General features: G+C 63.9%; 14 protein-coding genes. 5 read left to right on the top strand and 9 right to left on the bottom strand.

Features of this window, described 5'->3' with window-relative positions; genetic code table 11:
• Position 1: 1 nt before the first annotated feature.
• Together AC0L24_RS13490 and galE are read right to left on the bottom strand one after the other, a co-directional pair.
• Positions 2-1,252, bottom strand: coding sequence for a D-amino acid dehydrogenase (locus AC0L24_RS13490; protein ID WP_127807918.1), 1,251 nt, complete (start codon positions 1,250-1,252; stop codon positions 2-4).
• A 105-nt stretch (positions 1,253-1,357) separates the two neighbouring features.
• Positions 1,358-2,353 carry a UDP-glucose 4-epimerase GalE gene (galE, locus tag AC0L24_RS13485; RefSeq protein ID WP_127320762.1) on the bottom strand — a complete coding sequence of 332 codons (996 nt, stop codon included), beginning with the start codon at positions 2,351-2,353 and terminating at the stop codon, positions 1,358-1,360.
• A 267-nt stretch (positions 2,354-2,620) separates the two neighbouring features.
• Here galE and hemA point away from each other — a divergent pair, with 267 nt between their 5' ends.
• Positions 2,621-3,898 (top strand): 5-aminolevulinate synthase, encoded by a 1,278-nt coding sequence (gene hemA, locus AC0L24_RS13480; RefSeq protein WP_127270796.1) that lies wholly within the window; start codon positions 2,621-2,623, stop codon positions 3,896-3,898.
• Positions 3,899-3,971: 73 nt separating this feature from the next.
• Here hemA and AC0L24_RS13475 read toward each other — a convergent pair whose 3' ends face one another.
• Both AC0L24_RS13475 and mscL read right to left on the bottom strand, forming a co-directional pair.
• Positions 3,972-5,138: a pyridoxal phosphate-dependent aminotransferase gene (locus AC0L24_RS13475; protein WP_127399275.1), complete on the bottom strand. Its 1,167-nt coding sequence runs from the start codon at positions 5,136-5,138 to the stop codon at positions 3,972-3,974.
• Between the two features lie 112 nt (positions 5,139-5,250).
• Complete coding sequence (gene mscL, locus AC0L24_RS13470; protein ID WP_027038576.1) at positions 5,251-5,673, bottom strand: large conductance mechanosensitive channel protein MscL; 423 nt, start codon at positions 5,671-5,673, stop codon at positions 5,251-5,253.
• A gap of 250 nt (positions 5,674-5,923) precedes the next feature.
• On the opposite strand from mscL, the gene AC0L24_RS13465 reads away from it, so the two are divergent.
• Positions 5,924-9,412, top strand: a complete 3,489-nt coding sequence (locus AC0L24_RS13465) for a PAS domain-containing hybrid sensor histidine kinase/response regulator (protein WP_473563793.1) — start codon at positions 5,924-5,926, stop codon at positions 9,410-9,412.
• Positions 9,413-9,559: 147 nt separating this feature from the next.
• Here the strand turns inward: AC0L24_RS13465 and AC0L24_RS13460 are convergent, their stop codons facing one another.
• Entirely contained in the window at positions 9,560-10,468 is a 909-nt protein-coding gene (locus tag AC0L24_RS13460; RefSeq protein WP_164873709.1) for a LysR substrate-binding domain-containing protein, read from the bottom strand.
• A 139-nt stretch (positions 10,469-10,607) separates the two neighbouring features.
• Between AC0L24_RS13460 and AC0L24_RS13455 the strand changes: the two genes are divergently transcribed.
• Positions 10,608-12,119 carry an MFS transporter gene (locus AC0L24_RS13455; protein ID WP_127807920.1) on the top strand — a complete coding sequence of 504 codons (1,512 nt, stop codon included), beginning with the start codon at positions 10,608-10,610 and terminating at the stop codon, positions 12,117-12,119.
• A gap of 32 nt (positions 12,120-12,151) precedes the next feature.
• Here AC0L24_RS13455 and AC0L24_RS13450 read toward each other — a convergent pair whose 3' ends face one another.
• Together AC0L24_RS13450 and AC0L24_RS13445 are read right to left on the bottom strand one after the other, a co-directional pair.
• Positions 12,152-12,811 (bottom strand): response regulator transcription factor, encoded by a 660-nt coding sequence (locus AC0L24_RS13450; RefSeq protein WP_023813893.1) that lies wholly within the window; start codon positions 12,809-12,811, stop codon positions 12,152-12,154.
• A gap of 120 nt (positions 12,812-12,931) precedes the next feature.
• A complete protein-coding gene (locus tag AC0L24_RS13445; protein ID WP_127266720.1) occupies positions 12,932-13,348 on the bottom strand; it encodes a hypothetical protein in 417 nt (138 codons plus the stop codon).
• A 107-nt stretch (positions 13,349-13,455) separates the two neighbouring features.
• Here AC0L24_RS13445 and AC0L24_RS13440 point away from each other — a divergent pair, with 107 nt between their 5' ends.
• Together AC0L24_RS13440 and AC0L24_RS13435 are read left to right on the top strand one after the other, a co-directional pair.
• Positions 13,456-13,806, top strand: coding sequence for a DUF952 domain-containing protein (locus tag AC0L24_RS13440; RefSeq protein ID WP_164873710.1), 351 nt, complete (start codon positions 13,456-13,458; stop codon positions 13,804-13,806).
• Entirely contained in the window at positions 13,803-14,879 is a 1,077-nt protein-coding gene (locus AC0L24_RS13435; protein ID WP_127807922.1) for a quinone-dependent dihydroorotate dehydrogenase, read from the top strand. Before AC0L24_RS13440 ends, AC0L24_RS13435 begins: the two co-directional genes overlap by 4 nt.
• Before the next feature lie 8 nt (positions 14,880-14,887).
• Here the strand turns inward: AC0L24_RS13435 and AC0L24_RS13430 are convergent, their stop codons facing one another.
• Together AC0L24_RS13430 and AC0L24_RS13425 are read right to left on the bottom strand one after the other, a co-directional pair.
• The gene (locus tag AC0L24_RS13430) at positions 14,888-15,088 is read right to left on the bottom strand and encodes a hypothetical protein (protein WP_127408637.1); all 201 of its coding nucleotides are present in this window, start codon (positions 15,086-15,088) and stop codon (positions 14,888-14,890) included.
• Positions 15,089-15,359: 271 nt separating this feature from the next.
• Entirely contained in the window at positions 15,360-16,715 is a 1,356-nt protein-coding gene (locus AC0L24_RS13425) for an MATE family efflux transporter (protein WP_127807923.1), read from the bottom strand.
• Positions 16,716-16,762: the final 47 nt, after the last annotated feature.

Raw genomic sequence — 16,762 nt, 5'->3', positions numbered from 1 at the left:
ACTACCCCCCGTAGACCAGCCCCTGCGGGTCGATCTCCGGCTTGCGGCCGGAAACGAGGTCGGCAAGGATTTTCCCCGAGCCGCAGGCCATGGTCCAGCCGACATGGCCGTGGCCGGTGTCGAGATAAAGATTCTTGTAGCGAGCCTGGCCGATGACCGGCACCGAGTTGGGCATCATCGGCCGCAGACCCGCCCAGAACACAGCCTTCTTCTCGTCGAAGGCACCCGGAAAAAGATCCCTGCCGGTGCTGATGATCGTCTTGAAATCGGCGGGCTTGAAAGTTCGGTCGAAGCCGGTGAATTCAGCCGTCGAGGACATCCGCAAGCGGTTGCCCAGCCTGGAATAGCCGATCAGCCGGTCCTCGTCGGCGCCGCCCATGGTCGGTCCCTTGCTTTCGTCCTCCAGGGGAATCGTCGCGGTATAGCCTTTTACCGGATAGACAGGCAGGTCGATGCCGTAGCGGCGCCCGAGCAGGCCGCTCTCCGGTCCCATCGAGATGACCACGGCATCGCCGGCGACCGGGCCGGCCGACGTCATCACCGCGCGCACATGATCGCCCTCGATGTCGAGGCCTTCGACTGTCGTGCCGAACAGGAATTTGACGCCGAGCTTCTCGGCAGCATAGGCGGCCAGCCTGTCGACAAACTGCTTGGAATCTCCGGTCTGGTCGGTTGGCGAATAGACGCCCCCGGCAATCTTGTCCTTGACGCCGGCAAGGCCTGGTTCCAGTTCGACCAGCCGGTCGCGGCCGACGATTTCGATCGGCAGGCCGTGCTTGGCAAGATAACGGTAATTGTCGGTACCGGTGTCGAGGCTCTTTTGCGAGCGGAAGAAATAGAGGATGCCCTTCTTGCGCTCGTCGTAGTGGATGCCGGTCGCTTCCGAAAGCGCATTGATGCAGTCACGCGAATAGAGCGCGAGCCTGAGCTTGATGTCGGTGTTGGCGCGCAGGCGCGCCACCGTGCACTGGCGCAGGAAACGCAGGCTCCAGGCGAGGAAATAGGGATCGAGGCGCAGCCTGACCTTGATGCCGAGATCATGGTTGTAGAGCCCGCGCAGGAAAGTCTTCAAAGCCGCCGGCGAGGCCCAGGCGGTGGCGTCACCCGGTGACACCAGGCCGGCATTGGACTGGCTGGTGCCTTGTGCCGCCGCCGGATGGCGCTCGATCACTGTCACCTCATGGCCGTCGCTGGCCAGATAATAGGCGGCCGCCGTACCGACGACACCGGCCCCGAGCACCGTTATTTTCATGCCATCCCCCAAGAGCTCCTCGCGGCGCGGCGCCTCCGCACCTTGCCGCGAACGCCTTCAATAGCGCTTCGCTGCCCGCCTTGCGAGCCCTTGGGAGAACCCGGCTCAGCCGCGCGCGGAGTTCTTGCCGGTCAAGATGCGCTCCCAGGCGAGCGCGTCGGCGACGATCTGGTCGAGATCGTCGCGTTGCGGGGTCCAGCCGAGTTCAGCGCGGGCGAGATCCGAATTGGCGACCACCGCCGCGGCGTCGCCGGGACGGCGATCGCCCATCTTCACCTCGAAATCATGGCCGAAGGCGCGGCGCACGCTGTCGATGACCTCGAGCACCGAGTAGCCATGGCTGTAGCCGCAATTGGCGACGAGGCTTTGTCCCCCGGCACGCAGCCGCTGCAAGGCCAGGCGATGCGCCGCCGCCAGGTCGCTGACATGGATGTAGTCGCGCATGCAGGTGCCGTCCGGCGTCGGATAATCGGTGCCGAACACCTGCATGAACGGCCGCTTGCCAAGTGCCGTCTCGCAGGCGACCTTGATCAGATGGGTGGCGCCCGGCGTCGACTGGCCGGTGCGGCCCTTCGGGTCGGCGCCGGCGACGTTGAAGTAGCGCAGCGCGGTATAGCGCAGGCCATGCGCGATCGACGCGTCGCGCAGCATCCACTCACTCATCAGCTTGGACAGGCCATAGGGCGATTCCGGCGACAGGCGGGCGTCCTCGCGCACCGGCTCCAGCCCGGCCCCGCCATAGACGGCGGCGGTCGATGAAAAAATGAAATTGGGCACGCCTTCGCGCACCGCGGTTTCGATCAGCGTGCGCGTCTTCGAGGTGTTGTTCTCGTAGTAGCTGAGCGGGTCGGCGACCGATTCCGGAACCACGATCGAGCCGGCGAAATGAATGATCGCGTCGACCTTGTTCTCCCTGATGACCGAGCCGACCAATTCCCTGTCGGCGACGTCGCCGACGACCAGCTTCGCCTCCGGCGCCACCGCCCATTCAAAACCGGTGGAAAGGCGATCGAGGACGACCACGCTCTCGCCGGCATCAAGCAACTCCCAGACCATGTGGCTGCCGATATAACCGGCACCGCCTGTAACCAAAACCGTCATCCGCGTCCTCGCTTATCCAAGATTTATCGGAAACTGTCTCAACCCCCGCTCTACTGGAAAGCCCGCCGCATAACCATTGAAACCGTGGTAACCGGCATCGCCGGCTAGGGGCATCGTCCTGAAACAAAGTTGATCCACATCAAGGGAATAGGCCACGATCCGTGATCGTTAGGAACAGGTCCGGGGCGTGGCATTTTGACCAAAAAGGCCAGGTGGACGACCAACAGGCCAATGATTATGATCCCGCGCAAAAATTGGGAAGCCTATATGAACTATCAGCGGTTCTTCGAGGAAGCGATCGACCAGCTCCATGCCGAGCGTCGCTACCGCGTTTTCGCCGACCTGGAGCGGATCGCGGGCAAGTTCCCGCGCGCCATCTGGCGTTCCAATGGCCGCGCCGAGGAAATCACCGTCTGGTGCTCCAACGACTATCTCGGCATGGGCCAGCATCCCGACGTCATCGCCGCGTTCCAGAATACCGCTGGCAAGATGGGTTCGGGCGCCGGCGGCACCCGCAACATTTCCGGCACGTCGAACCCGCTGGTCGAGCTCGAGGTGGAGCTTGCCGACCTGCACGACAAGGAAGCGGCACTGGTCTTCACCTCCGGTTTCGTCTCCAACGAAGCCTCGATCTCGACCATCGCGAAGCTTTTGCCCAACTGCCTGATCATCTCGGACGAACTGAACCACGCCTCGATGATCGAAGGCGTGCGGCGTTCCGGCGCCGAGAAGAAGATCTTCCGCCACAACGACGTCGCGCATCTGGAAAGCCTTTTGCAGGCGGCTGGACGCGAACGCGCCAAGCTGATCGTCTTCGAAAGCGTCTACTCGATGGATGGCGACATCGCGCCGATCAAAGAGATCGTCGAGCTCGCCGAGCGCTACAACGCCATGACCTATATCGACGAGGTCCATGCCGTCGGCATGTACGGGCCGCGCGGCGGCGGCATCACCGAGCGCGAAGGCCTGGCCGACCGCATCGACATCATCGAAGGCACGCTGGCCAAGGCGTTCGGCACGCTGGGCGGCTACATCACCGGCACCAGCGCCGTGATCGACGCCGTGCGTTCCTATGCGCCGGGCTTCATCTTCACCACGGCACTGCCGCCGGCGATCGCGGCTGCCGCGACCGCGTCGATCCGCCATCTCAAGCGCTCGCAGGCCGAGCGCGACGCCCAGCAGCAGCAGGCGAGCCGAACCAAGCAGATCCTGTCGGCCGCCGGCCTGCCGGTGATGGACTCGCCGACCCACATCGTGCCGCTGCTGGTCGGCGATCCCGAGGCCTGCAAGATGGCCAGCGACCGCCTGCTCGGCGTGCACGGCATCTACATCCAGCCGATCAACTACCCGACCGTGCCGCGCGGCACCGAGCGGCTGCGCATCACGCCGACGCCGTTCCATTCCGATGCACTGATCGCCGAATTGCAGGATGCGCTGGTCGAGACCTGGGATGCGCTCGGCATCCCCTATGGCTCCGCCGGGCGGCCTTCGGTGGCCAAAAGCGACCGCATCATTCCCCTGCTGGTCCCCAAGTCAGGTGGCTGAAGCCGTTTGAAACTCTACTCCGGCGGCTATCTGGCTCGCCGGAGCGATTTTCAATCCGCGCTTCGTTGACGGCTCAAACTACCTTCATCCACTTCGCCAGCCGGTGTGCCGCTTCCTCGACCTGATCGAGGCGGCGGTGGAAACACAACCGCAAAAACGCCTCGCCGCCGGGGCCGAAAGCGGTGCCTGGCGCCAGGCCGACATTGGCCTTGTCGACAATGTCGAAGGCAGCGGTGCGTGAATCGGTGATGCCGTCGACAGTGAAAAACAGATAGAACGCGCCCTGCGGCACCGTGAACCGGGCGCGGCCGGTGGCGCCGAGAATGCCGCAGACAAGGTCGCGCGCCTTGCGCGCCCGCTCCACCTGTTCGGCAACGAAGGCATCGCCCTCGTCAAGGGCGGCGGCCGCGCCGCGCTGCATGAACTGGGCGACGCCGGAGTTCGAATACTGGATCAGGTTCTCGAACACCTGCTGCAAGCTCGGATGCGTCTTGATCCAGCCGACGCGCCAGCCGGTCATCGCCCAGTTCTTGGAGAAGGAGTTGACGTACAGGATGCGGTCTTCCGCCGACGCGATGTCGAGGAAGGACGGCGCGCGGCCGTGGCCATAGTGGAAAAGCGAATAGATCTCGTCGGCGATGATCCAGAGGTTTTTCGCGCGTGCCAGATTGAGGATGGCCTGCAAGGTCTCATGATCGGCGGTCCAGCCGGTTGGGTTCGACGGCGTGTTGATGAACAGCGCCTTTGTGCGCGGCGTGATCGAAGCCGCGATCTTCTCGACGTCGCAGGACCAGCCATTGCCGGAATGATCGAGCGTGACCGCGACTGGAATGGCTCCCGCTATCGCTGCCGCGGCATCGAAATTCGGCCAGGCCGGCGACAGATAAACCACCTCGTCGCCCACGCCGGCGAGCGCGTCGAGCGCCAGCTGGATGGCATGCATGCCGGAGCCGGTGACGATGAATTCTTCCTCCGGGAAGGTCTTGCCGAAATGCCTGGCATAGTATCGGGAGAGCGCCTGCCTGAGATCGGGGATGCCCCTTTGCCAGGTGTAGAATGTCTCGCCGCCGGCCAGCGCCTTCGACGCGGCATCGGTGATGAAGGCTGGCGTCGGCAGGTCGCCCTCGCCGGCCCAGAGCGGAATCATGCCTTCGCGCAGGCGGCCGTAATTGACGACGGCGACAATGCCGCTTTCGGGTGCCGCACGGGCCTCGGTACGCAAGCTGTCGATCAGGGTCATTGGCGGGTCCGTTTTGATCTGCGGTTTTCGTCAGCGGTCCTTACCAGATGCGAAAACAGAAAACCCCGGCCGCGAACGACCGGGGTTTTGGTCCAGCAAATGCCGCCCGTGGTCAGCGCCTGGCGAGCAGATCGCGAATTTCAGTGAGCAGCGCGACGTCGGCGGGCGGCGGAGCGGCCGGTGCAGCGGGCTTCTCGCGCTCAAGCCGCTTGCGCATGTTGTTCACCGCCTTGACCATCAGGAAGATGATGAAAGCGAGGATGAGGAAGTTCAGCGCCACGGTGATGAAGCTGCCATAGGCAAAGACCGCGCCCTGCTTCTTGGCGTCCGCCAGCGAGGTCGCGTTGACGGCTGAGGACAGTCCGAAGAAATAGTTGTTGAAGTCCAATCCGCCGAAAATTGCACCGACGATCGGCATGATGATGTCGTTGACAAGGGAATCGACGATCTTGCCGAAGGCCGCGCCGATGATGACACCGACGGCCAAGTCCATCACATTGCCCTTGGAAATGAATTCTTGGAATTCTTTCAGCATTCGACCCTCCTTGTCGTGACCGGCCGAACTGCCGTTTCCGTCCTTGCGGCATCGACCTGAGGCAACATAACAAAAACCTGCGGTTGCAACATCGGCAAAAAAGAGAAAGCAACCGGTTTCTCCTTACCCGGCGGCAGTCCCGGAAACCGCGGCCTTCATGCACCCAAAGCCGTGATGGACTCGGAAGCCAAGCTGTGATTGCGTCTGGGCAAGCCGGGTTGAAATTCGGCACAGGGAGGATCTTGCCGGCGTGCAGGGCTTGTTCATCGTCATCATCGCGATCGCCTATGTGACGCTGCTGTTCGCCATCGCCAGCCTGGGCGACCGCCGCTCGGCCATTTCAGGGCCGAGTCGAGCCCGGCCCTTCATCTACGCGCTCAGCCTGGCGATCTATTGCACGTCCTGGACCTTCTTCGGTTCGGTCGGCCTCTCCTCCGAGCGCGGCCTCGAATTCCTCGGCATCTATACCGGCCCGGTGCTGGTGTTCGTGTTCGGCTTTCCGCTGCTCAACCGCATCGTGCGGCTGGCCAAGGCCGAAAAAATCACCTCGATCGCCGACTTCCTCGGCGCCCGCTACGGCAAGAGTTTTACCGTCGCGGCGATCGCGACGCTGATCGCCACCATCGGTGCGGTGCCCTATATCGCGCTGCAGTTGAAGGCGATCTCCGGTTCGGTCAGCCTGATGGTCGAGCACTATACGGGATCGCCGCCCTCCTTCGATCCCTTCGTCAGCGACATCTCGCTGGTCGTCGCCATGTTGCTGGCGCTGTTTGCGGTGCTGTTCGGCACACGCCACGCCGACGCCACCGAACACCAGGACGGGCTGGTGCTGGCGGTGGCCGTCGAAACCGTCGTCAAGCTCGCCGCCTTCCTGGCGATCGGCCTGATGGTCACCTTCCTGATCTTCGGCGGCCCGGGCGACATGGTCGACAAGCTCGCCCAGAATGCACAGGTTCGGCAGGCGATGAGCTACAACACCTCGCTCGCCACCTGGCTGGTGCTGACGTGCCTCAGCGGCTTTGCCATCATCATGCTGCCGCGGCAGTTCTACGTCACCATCGTCGAGAACCGTGGCGAGGCCGAGTTGCGCACCGCGACATGGGTGTTTCCGCTCTACCTCGTGGCGATCAACCTGTTCGTGCTGCCCATCGCCTTTGCCGGCCTGTCGCTGGTCGGCACCGCGACCAGCAGCGATCTCTACGTGCTGTCGCTGCCCTTGTTCAGCGGCCATGACGTGCTGGCGATGGCGGCTTTCATCGGCGGGCTGTCGGCGGCGACAGCGATGGTGATCGTCGAGAGTGTGGCGCTGTCGATCATGATCTCCAACGACCTCGTCATTCCGCTGTTCGTACGCCGCCTGCTCAAGACTTCGACGTCCGAGACCGAAGACTGGTCGACGCTCATCCTCAATGTGCGGCGCGGGGCGATCTTCATCCTGCTGTTCATCGCCTTCCTCTACTATCGCGAGAGCACCGACAGCGCGCGGCTGTCGTCGATCGGCCTGATGTCGTTCGCGGCAGTCGCACAGTTTGCGCCGGCGCTGATCGGCGGGCTGATCTGGCGCGGCGCCAATGGCCGGGGTGCAGCACTTGGCATGGTCGCCGGCATCCTCGTCTGGGGCTACACGCTGTTGTTTCCATCGCTTGCCGCACCCGATACCGGCATCATCGTGCACGGGCTGTTCGGCTTCGAGGCGTTGCGGCCGCAGGCTCTATTCGGCACAGCCGCCGAACCGCTGAACCACGGCGTGTTGTGGAGCCTGTCGATCAACGCGGTGTTCTTTGTGCTAGGTTCCCTCTCGCGCGCATCGGTGCCTCTGGAACGCATCCAGGCGTCGATCTTCGTGCCGCGCGATGCCGGCCCGATGCCCAGCCTGCGCCGCTTCCGCACCGCCATCACCGTCAACGACCTCAAGGACACGATCGGGCGCTATCTCGGCGTCGAGCGCACCGAGCGCTCCTTCCAGTCGTTCGAAAAGACCAACGGAACCTCGCTGCACGGCAACGAGCAGGCGAGTATGGACGTCATCCGCTTTTCCGAGCAGTTGCTGGCCAGCGCCGTCGGCTCCTCCTCGGCGCGGCTGATCCTGTCGCTGCTGTTTCGGCGCCACGACCGCGAATCCAGGGACGCCTTCCGCTTGCTCGACGACGCCACCGAGGCGCTGCAGCACAACCGCGACCTGCTGCAGATCGCGCTCGACCAGATGGAGCAAGGCATCACCGTCTTCGACCGCGATTTCCGCCTGATCTGCTGGAACCGCCAGTACCGGGCGCTGTTCGACCTGCCCGACGAGATGGGCCAGGTCGGCGTCTCGCTCGACAGCATCCTGCGCCATCTCTCGGAGCGCGGCGACATTCCGGCGGAGCAGCGCGTGGCCATGCTCAACCGGCTGACCAGCTTCGTCAGCCCGTGGCAGATGGAGCTGAAGACCAGCGGCCGCATCCTGGAGCTGCGGTCCAACCCGATGCCGGACGGCGGCATCGTCGCCACCTATGCCGACATTTCCGGACGCGTCGAGCAGGATCTGGCGCTGAAACGCGCCAATGAATCGCTGGAGCAGCGTGTCAAGACCCGCACCGTCGAACTGACCCGGGTCAACGAGGAGCTGGCGCAGGCGCAGATGCTGGCCGAGGAGGCCAATCTCGGCAAGACGCGCTTCCTTGCCGCTGCCGGCCACGACATCCTGCAACCGCTGAACGCCGCCCGGCTCTATTGCTCGTCGCTGATCGAGAAGGCCGGCAAGGGGCCTGCCGGCAAGGCAGCGGTCAACATCGAATCCTCGCTGGAATCGGTCGAGACCATTCTCGGCGCCGTGCTCGACATTTCCCGCCTAGACGCCGGTGCGATGAAGCCGGACGATACCGCCTTCAACCTCGACGGATTGCTGCGCCAGATCGGCAACGACTTCCGACCGCTGGCCGCCGAGAAGAAGCTCGAGCTGACGATCATGCCGTCGTCGCTAACCGTGACGACGGATCGCAATTTGTTGCGGCGCCTGATCCAGAACCTCGTCTCCAACGCCATCAAATACACGCGCCACGGCCGTGTGCTGGTTGGCGTCAGGCGGCGCGGCGAACTGGCCGAGATCCAGGTGATCGACACCGGCATCGGCATCGCCGGCGACAAGCTGAACACCGTCTTTCACGAATTCACCCGGCTCGACGAAGGCGTGCGCGAGGCCGAGGGCCTCGGCCTCGGCCTCTCCATCGTCGACCGCATCGCCCGGGTGTTGCGCCTGGAAATCCGGATCTTTTCCAATCCGGGCAAGGGCACGCGCTTCTCCGTCATCCTGCCCGTGGCGGCTGTGCAGGAACCGCGACGCGAGATCGACGCCAGGGTTCCTGCCCGCGCGACGGCTTCGCTGGCCGGGCTGCACGTGCTGTGCATCGACAACGACGCCCGCATCCTAGAGGGCATGCGACTCCTGCTCGAAGGCTGGGGTTGCAACGTCGACACCGTGTCCGGTTCAAAGGATCTGGAAAGCGTGGTGACACACCGCCCGGACATCGTCCTTGCCGACTACCATCTCGACGGCGAAACCGGTCTCGATATCATCGTCAGGCTGCGCGCGCTCCATGGTGACACCCTGCCGGCCGTGCTGGTCACCGCAGACCGCTCCAATGAGGTGCGCACGGCCGCCGGCGGGCTCGAGATTGCGGTGATCAACAAACCGCTCAAACCAGCGGTATTGCGCTCGATGATGGCCAGGGTCAGGCCACTGGCACCGGCGGCCGAATAGCATCAAAGGCGCCCGGTCTCAGCCCTGGTGTCCGAGGTTGGAGTCCTAGAGCATTTCACCGTTTCACGGAAACGGCGATCTGCTCTAACTCTTTGTTTTAACGCAATTCTAGACGGAAAACCGCTTCACACTTTTCCAAGAATTGCTCTAGGCCGGGCCGTCGACCATCTGGGAACTGCGGAACCGGGGCCGTCCGGCATTGCCCGCCACAGGCGGACGATGCTCGCGAAAGGCCATTGCAAGCGTCCTCAGCGCCTCGCGGGACTTGGCGTCCGTCAGCGTCGAAAGCAGCACGATCTCGGAAGGCGGCAGCGCCGGCAGCCCGAATTTCCGGCTGACCTCGATGGTGCCGGACGGGGCAAGCCGGCAGGAAAATACCGAGGCTGCGAGGCCGGCCGAGACGGCCTCGGCAACGGCGAAGGAGCCGCAGCCGAGGAACACCTCCGTCCATGGTATTCCGACAGCGTCGAGCGCGCGGGTGGTGATGTTACGAATACCGCAGGATGGCGAGGATGCCGCCAGGCGCAGCGGCTCGTCGGCCCGGTGGACGAAGCCGGGCGCGGCGTACCAGCCGAAATGTTCGGGCGCCAGCACCTCACCATCGCGCCGGTCATCCTCCCGGCGGATGATCGCCGCGTCGATCTCACCGCGATCGAAAGCGTCCAGCAGGTCGCGCGAATCATCGAGCCGCACTTCGATGGTGAGCGCCGGGTCATGCGCATTGAGCCGCGCCAGCAATGTCGGGACTTCCGCGCCTCCGACATGGGTGGCGATGCCCAGCGTGAAGCGACGGCGCACCGAAGACAGGCTGGCAATGGCGCGGTCGTGCGCGGCAAGGAAATCGCGCGCGGGCTGGAGAAACACCGCGCCCTGCGCCGACAAGCGCACCAGCCGAGGCGTGCGCTCGATCAATTTCTTGCCGACGCGCTCTTCCAGCCGCTTCAGCTTCACGCTGATTGCCCCTTGCGTGCTGCCAAGAGCCTCTGCCGCACGCGTAAAGCTCTGAAGATCGGCGATGGCGACGAATGTTTTCACAGCGTCTACGTCCAGCGTCATGTCAGCTATCCGCACTTGTTGTCTCTGAAATAGCCAACCATGCAATTCTAATATGATCAAGCCTCGCCTACCCTGGGGCATACGCGCACCGGGCGAGCTGCAATGGATTCGCCGACTGCCGACAATACGAGGTTGAACCATGCCCACTGTAGTGACCCGCCGAGGCATCATTGTTCTGTTTGCCGCCTGCCTGGCGTGCCTGATGTTCGGCCTGGAGATTTCAAGCGTTCCCGCGATCCTGCCGACACTGGAGCAGGTGCTGCACGCCGACTTCAAGCAACTGCAATGGGTGATGAACGCCTATACGATCGCGGTCACGACGGTGCTGATGGCGGTCGGCACGATCGCCGATCGTTACGGGCGCAAGCGTGTCTTTCTGGTCGCCATCGCCGCCTTCGGCCTGACATCCCTGATCTGCGGCGTCGCCGAAAGCGTCTCCACGCTCATCGTCGCCCGGTTTCTGCAGGGCCTGAGCGGCGGTGCGATGCTGATCTGCCAGCTTGCCGTGCTGTCGCATGAATTCCGGGAAGGGCGCGAACGCGCCGTCGCATGGGGCTGGTGGGGCGTCATCTTCGGCACCGGCCTCGGCTTCGGCCCCATCATCGGCGGCGGCATCGTCGCGGTCTCGAGCTGGCAATGGGTGTTTCTTGTCCACGTGCCGGTTGCGGCGCTGGCGTTCGCCCTCGCTCTGATGGGCGTCCACGAATCGAAGGATCCACAGGCGGGCAAGCTCGACGTAGCAGGCATCCTGACGCTGTCGCCGTCGGTTTTCTGCCTCGTTTTCTACATCATCCAGGGGCCGGATCTGGGTTTCTCCAGCCCTGCCGCGCTGGCGATCCTCGGTATCTCGATAGTGAGCTTCATCGCCTTCCTCATTGCCGAGAAGGTCAGCCAGCGGCCGATGTTCGATTTCTCGGTCTTCCGGATCCGGCCCTTTTCGGGCGCCATCGTCGGCTCTGCCGCGATGAACCTCAGCTATTGGCCTTTCATGATCTACCTGCCGATCTGGTTCCACGCCGGGCTCGGCTATGACACCGTCTCCACCGGCCTTGCCCTGCTTGCCTACACGCTGCCGACGCTTGTGCTGCCGCCGTTGGCAGAGCGCTTTTCGCTGCGTTATCGGCCCGGCATCATCATTCCGGCGGGCCTCGTCATCATCGGCGTCGGGTTCATCCTGATGAAATTCGGCAGCGCCGCCGCGCAACCGGACTGGCTGACGATGCTGCCCGGCTGCCTGATCGCGGGGATGGGTCTGGGAATAACCAACACACCTGTCACCAACACGACGACGGGTTCCGTTTCGAGCGATCGCGCCGGCATGGCCTCCGGCATCGACATGAGCGCGCGCATGGTTTCATTGGCGTTGAACATCGCGGTGATGGGCTTCATCCTGGCCAGCGGTGTGCTGGCGCATCTGGGGCATGCGCTGCCCGACCTCGACACTGCCCAATTGCGTCTTCTCGCCGAAGCTATCGCTGCTGGAAACCCCATCTCCGGGCTCGCCGGGACCGTCGCCCAGGATGCGCTACGCAACGGCTTTGGCTGGGTCATGCTCTATGGCGGGATCGGCGTCTGGATCATGGCCGCCATCAGTTTCGCAAGCTTCAACGGCCGGCCGGTGCGGCGGACGGAGGTTCAGTGCTCTGATTGAACACTATTCTGATTGAACAGGCGCCCTGGCGATCAACCCGCCGGCTGCAGCGGATCGCTGCCGATCTTGGACAGCAGGATCACCGCCTGCGTGCGGCTGTCGACGCCGAGCTTCTGCAGAATGGCGGAGACATGCGCCTTGATGGTAGCCTCCGATACACCGAGTTCATAGGCGATCTGCTTGTTGAGCAGGCCCTCGGCCAGCATGCCCAGCACCCGTGTCTGCTGCGGCGTCAGAGCCTGCAGCCGCTTGATGAGGTCCGATATTTCGGGATCGCGCTCGATGCCGAGATCGACGCCGGCTGGTGCTGCGATGTCGCCGGCAAGCACCGATTGCACCGCGCTGCGGATCTCCTCCATGCTGGCCGACTTGGAGATAAAGCCGGAAGCGCCGAGATCGAGCGCCCGCCTGATGGTCGCCGGATCGTCATGCGCCGACACCACGACCAGCGGCACCGCCGGATGGATGCCGCGCAGCGAGACCAGGCCGGACAGGCCGCTGGCGCCCGGCATCGACAGGTCGAGCAGCACCAGATCGACGTCCTCGTTGGCCACGACCAGCGCCTTGGCGCTCTCGAAATCGCCGGCTTCATGGATGGCGGCGACGTTGCCGATGCCGGCGAGCGCTTCGCGCAGCGCACCGCGAAACAGCGGGTGATCGTCGGCGATGACGAAAGAATAGCCTGCCGGCAAATGTCCCTCCCCAAATCCCCGATGATTTTTGGCTTTTCGGGTTCAATTGGACGATTATGAGGGGCTGCGCGCTGTTTTCAAGCGGCAAAGCCAGCGCGCCGCCTCCCCTGGTTGAAGCGCTCAGGTCTTCTGGGCGCCGTCGTCCTTGTCCATATCCTTGACGATGCCCATGAAGCCGCGCAGGAAGCGCTCCATGTAGCTCATGGTCTTGTTGAAATCCTCCTCGCTCGGCAGTTTCGATTCGAGGCGGGCGGAGAGCGAATTCTCGAGCTTGGTGACGCGCTCGTCCATCGCCTTCATCGAGGTTTGCAGGCGGTCGACCTCGTCCTGGAAAGCAGCGCGTTCGTCGGCCGCCATCTTGCAGACGAGCTGGCCCGAACGTTCCTCGCAAATCGACATGGCGCCGGTCTGCGTATCGATACGGACAAAGCCGCTATCGGACTTTTCCAGGCGGTAGCGGTCGGTCTCTTCCGAATAAGCTGAAGCCGCGACCAGCGAAACGAGCGCGGCGGGGATCAAGATGTGCTGCAGACGCATGTTGTCCTCCATGGCCAAGGCCTCAGATATCGCATGTTTGCGCCGGAAATGGGGAAGACCCTTGGCATGGCCTTTCCCGAATGGCTGGTTCGGACTATAGCGCAACCATGTCTCAGATTATCTACAAGATAACCCCGCAAGCGCCTTGGCGCGAGGCCGAAACGCATGGTCGCTTCACCGGCGCGCCGATCGATGTCGCCGATGGCTTCATCCATTTCTCAACGGCAGCACAGGTCAGGGAAACGGCGGCAAAGCACTTTGCCGGCCAGACGGACCTTCTGCTGGTCGCCATCGACGGCGCCAGCCTGGGCGCTGCGCTGAGATACGAGGTCTCGCGCGGCGGCGCGCTGTTTCCGCATCTGTATGGCGTGCTGGACCTGAAAGCAGTGCTGTGGGTCCGGCCACTGCCGCTTGGCGCCGATGGTGTGCACCAGTTCCCGGCACTGGAGGGGCAATGAGCGTGCTCGACCGGCTCGGCCAGAAGCTGCTGTTCGCCTTCGATCCGGAAACGGCGCATGGCCTGTCAATCGCCGCCTTGCGATGCGGCGTTCCGGTTGGTGCACCGGCGGTCCGCGACGACAGGCTGAAGGTCAGCGTCTGCGGCCTCGATTTCCCCAATCCGCTCGGCATGGCGGCCGGCTATGACAAGAACGCCGAGGTTCCGGACGCGTTGCTTGGCCTGGGCTTTGGCTTCGCCGAGGTCGGTACCATCACGCCGTTGCCGCAGGCCGGCAATCCGAAGCCGCGTATCTTCCGGCTGACTGCCGACGATGCGGTGATCAACCGATTGGGCTTCAACAATGAAGGCCATGCAGCGGCCGAAAAGCGCCTTGCCGCACGTAAGGGCCGCTCCGGCATCGTCGGCGTCAACATCGGCGCCAACAAGGACAGCAGCGACCGCATCGGCGACTATGAGCGCGGTGTCGCCCGGTTTGCGCAATACGCCAGCTATCTCACCGTCAACATCTCCTCGCCCAACACGCCGGGCCTGCGCAACATGCAGGCGCGCGAGCAGCTTGGCGAGCTCTTGTCGCGGGTCATGGCCGCGCGCGCCACGGCAACGGCGCAGCCGCCAGTGTTCCTGAAGATCGCGCCGGATCTGGTCGAGGCAGAGCTGGAGGACATCGCCGCCGAGGTCACCGAAAAGCAGGTGGACGGCGTCATCGTCTCCAACACCACCATCTCCCGACCGCCGTTGCGCAGTAGCGACACCGCGCGCGAGACCGGGGGACTCTCCGGCAAGCCGCTGTTCGAGCGTTCGACCATCGTGCTGGCGAAGATGCGCAAGCTGCTCGGACCGGACCGCGCCATCATCGGCGTCGGCGGCGTCGATTCCGCCGATACGGCGCTGGACAAGGTCCGTGCGGGTGCTGATCTGGTCCAGCTCTACACCGGCATGATTTATGCCGGGCCTTCACTGCCAGGCCGTATTCTTTCCGGAATGGTCCGTTTCGTCGAAAAGGAACGGCTGAAGTCGATTTGCGAGTTGCGCGACAGCCGCCTCGACTTCTGGGCGTCCAGGCAACTCTGAGCCTGCTCTCAGGAGCGTAGATTGCGACTGACGGCCCGCTCGCAAATGGCGCCGCCGATGGCAGGCAACACGCCGAAGAGAAGCAACTGCGCGGTGCCGCCGATGCCAGAAACCGCGGAGAGAATGAACGCAGCGAGCAATCCCAGCGCCGCGCCCAAGACATATGGCAGGTAGCTTCGCATAAGCTCGCCCTGGAACAATTGGTGCATCAAGTCTGTTGGAAATCGACTGAAAGTGCAAGTGCATCCGACCGCACAGCAGGGCAACGAACTCGGTTTAACGGGTTGCTTCGGAGCCTCGCCGGCGCATTGGCTGACGGAGCATCAAACGAAAAACCCGCCTGTGCGGCGGGCCACTGGCGCAAATCAGCACCATGGCCAAAAATGTACCATAGCTGAGGTCACCGAGTCAAGAAAAAATTCCTATCGCGAACAGGTGCCGTTCGGTGCCTGGACGGCGCAGGGCCTTCCGGGGCACCGTCTAAAACGCCGTCCGCACCCTGAGCCGCAGGATCGTCAGCAGGCTGAAGCCTCGCACCAGCAGGAAGACGTGCAGCGCCGCCCACAGTCCATTGTTGCCGAAGGCGGGCGCAAGGGTCAGCAGCGCGGCCGCGAAAACCAGGAACGACAGCAGCATCATGTTGCGCATGTCGCGGGACCAGGTCGCGCCGATGAAGACGCCATCCATCTGGAACGCCAGCACACCGCTCAGCGCCGTGAATGCCGCCCATGGCAGGTAGATGTCGGCCACCGAACGGACTTCCTCCGATATCGTCACGAGAGCGACCAGATTGGCGCCACCAGACAGCATTACCAGCGTCGCGGCTCCCGCCAGTCCGAAACCCCAAAACAGCGTCAGCCGCACGGCCTGGCGGAACGGTGCGGCGGCACGTGCGCCGACGGCACGGCCCGCCAGCTGTTCGGCGGCGGTGGCAAAGCCGTCGAGGAAATAGCCGGCGACGAGGAAGAAGTTCATCAGCACGGCGTTGGCGGCCAGCGTCACCGTGCCGAACTGCGCGCCCTGGCGGGTGAACAATGCGAAGGCGGCGAGCAGCGAGAACGAGCGGATCATGATGTCGCGGTTGAGCGACATCATGCGCAGGAAGGCGGCCATGTCGAGCAGGCGGTGGCGCGGCAAGGATGGGGCGGCCCGGAACCGGCGGATCACGATCGCCAGGCCGAGCAGCATGGCCAGGAACTCACCGGTGACGGTCGCCCAGGCCACGCCGGCGACACCCCAGCCAAGTTCCAACCCAAGCAGGAAGCAGAGCGCGATGTTGATGCCGTTCAGCACCAATTGCAGCATCAGCCCAAGCCCGCCCTCGCCGCGCCCCAGCACATAGCCGAGGATGGCGTAGTTGATCAGCGAGAACGGCGCCGCGAGCAGCCTGATCCTGATGTAGACGCCCATCGCCTCGCTGACGCGCGGTTCGGCGCCCATGAACTTTTGCCCGGCGATGGCGACCAGCGGCGCAAGGGCAGCGAGCACGATGCCGGCGACGACCGCGATCAGCACGGCGCGCCAGAACACCGCCTGTTCCTCCAGGGCATCGCCGCGCCCAAACGCCTGTGCGACGAGCCCGGTGGTGCCCGAGCGCAGGAAATTGAAAGAGGTGAAGACGACGTCGAAGATCAATGCGCCGGCCGCCAAGCCGCCAAGCAAGGCGGCATCGCCGAACTGGCCGATGACAGCCGTGTCGACCAGGCCGAGCATCGGCGTCGTCAGATAGGCAAGCGTCATCGGCACGGCGATGGCGAGCACGGAACGATTGGTGACGACAAATGATCCGGGGTTGATTGGGGATCTGGCGTCGGCTGGGGTTGCACCCTGGTCCAAGGATTGCTGCCTTGCTGATTGCGGCTTGATCGAACTGCCGATGTGCC

Source organism: Mesorhizobium sp. WSM4809, assembly GCF_055811655.1.
Note: the sequence above shows the minus strand (reverse complement) of the source record. Positions and strands in the feature narration are given on the sequence as shown.